This is a genomic window from Fusibacter sp. (genome assembly GCF_057447755.1).
Genome location: NZ_JBVBZF010000449.1, coordinates 1 through 2,249, shown reverse-complemented (window position 1 = coordinate 2,249; position 2,249 = coordinate 1). Strand labels below are relative to the sequence as shown.

Sequence of the window (2,249 nt, the reverse complement as noted above, 5' to 3'; positions counted from 1 at the left end):
TTTGATCTATGGGTTTTTACTTGCAGATTCTATTGACGCAGATATTGAGACGGTTATCTTAGAGAAGTTAGAACGCAATAAGGCGCGTTTTCCAGTGGCACAGGTTAAGGGAAACTCCGGGAGATATACTCGGGTGGACTAGGCCCTTATAGAGAGTCCTTATAAATGTGATCAAGTTAGTTGAAACGAATAGTCTAAAAGTCTCAGAATCCGTAACCTGTGTTACGGATTTTTTACTTATAATGGCGTAAACTATTATTGTGGTAAAGAAGCGTTGATAATAGGTTGAAACGTAAATATTATTGCCCAGATACCAACAAGATAGACGTAGATGAAAGGGTGGTTGAGCACATATGAAGATTAAGCACAAATTATTACTTACTTTTGGTCTTTTGATTTTTTTATCATTTGTAATCGTAACGATTAATTTTAAAACTTATCAGACCATGGAAACAGATGCAAATTTTGTGAACAATTCAGGAAAATTACGTGCAACAAGTTATAAATTGGCACAGCTTTCAAATGTTATAGTTATGACTGATCAAGACATAGCAAAAGAACGTTTAGAGAATACAGTTGAGGTTTTTGATGAAATTATTAAAGATGTCACTGAAGGTAATAAAGCAAAGGGGCTCTCTAAACTAAAGCATGCGGAGACCCAAATGAAACTCAAGGCAATTACACAAGAATGGCAATCCACTTATAAGGTGGCTTTTTTAGCGGTCCTCAAGGATAAAGATCAAGTTGCTCTTAATCAGATTAACTTAGAAGTTGATGATTTTGTGAGTTCTATCAATACAATGGTCACAGAGTATTCTCAGTATTCAAGCTCCAAAGTTGCAAGGGCAAAGGCCACAAACGGCTTTCTTATGGTCTTAGCATTAGTGATCGGAATCATATCCTTCATGCTTTTAAATAAGGGGATCAGAAAACCAATTAACCTGCTCATGGAAGACTTGAAGAACCTGTCAGAAGGCAATGGTGATTTAACCAAACGCATTGATATCACAAGCAAGGACGAAATTGCTGACATGACACATTATTTTAACGGTTTTATCGATAATATACATGAAATCGTTAAAGAAGTTTCGAATATAGCATTCATGTTGTCCAATAATATGAATGCCATTTCAAATACAACTGAAGAACTCACGAAGTCTACGGAAATGATCGCCATGTCATCCATGGATGTGGCAGAAGGGTCTGTAATGCAAAATGATAAATTGGATGCGTTAAACCATCTTGTGGAAAGGATCAAGCTGGATATTGAAAATGTATCTTCAAAAGCGCATCAATCTGTCAAGGCATCTGAAAAATCTCAAGAATCTGTTTTAAATGGAGATCATCAAGCTTCACTACAGTCAAATGAGCTTAATGAATTTGTAAGTTCTATTAGATCTGCATCTCACACTGTTGAAGACTTAAATCAGTCCTCTGAAGAGATAAAGGCCATAGTTGACCTCATTCATAATATTTCATCTCAAACGAATCTTCTAGCATTAAATGCCTCAATTGAAGCAGCACGTGCAGGTGAAGCTGGTAGAGGCTTCTCGGTAGTCGCTGAAGAAATTAGAAAGTTAGCAGAGGAAACTGCCTTATCGGCAAAGAAAATTAATGACATTGTTACGAGTATCAGTGATAAGACTATAAATGTAAGAACATCAATGAATGAACTGGTTGATAAGACAAAAATACAAGAACATTCCATGGCAACCCTGAAGGGGGAACTGAAAGAAATATTAGAGATCACGACAGTTACATTAAATGCTTCACAAGAAATCATGGGTATTTCTACAAGTGTAAACAACGAATTCAGCCAAATTGCACATTCTGCAAAGGATATTCAGGCGGTAGCCGTTCAAAATTCAGGTAATACGCAAGATGTTGCTTCAGCGGTTGAGGAACAAACGGCTTCATTTGAAGAAGTTTCAGCCAACATGAGTTCAATAAATGAGATGGCAGAGGAATTAACTAAAATTGTGAGCAAATTTAAAATATGAGAGCTCAAAATACTTGTGACTCATGATTTTACAGGTGATTTATTTACTGAAATTAAAAAGCGCTTCTTTCTTATGGTAGTCTTACCATCAGAAAGAAGCGCTTTATCTTATTTAATTTGGCCCTTTAGTTCTTCGAGTAATTGTTCAAGTTCATCGATGGATTCTTTAGTGAGTTCAAATTTGTCATTGATTTGATTTAAGAGAGATTCAATCGTTTGTAGAGTTGAATCAGGTTGACTCTTGTTGCCA

1 protein-coding gene is annotated in these 2,249 nt (G+C 36.1%); it reads left to right on the top strand.

The window, feature by feature from the left end; genetic code table 11:
- Positions 1 to 353 precede the first annotated feature (353 nt).
- Positions 354 to 2,000, top strand: a complete 1,647-nt coding sequence (locus AC220I_RS21510) for a methyl-accepting chemotaxis protein (RefSeq protein WP_486725921.1) — start codon at positions 354 to 356, stop codon at positions 1,998 to 2,000.
- Positions 2,001 to 2,249: the final 249 nt, after the last annotated feature.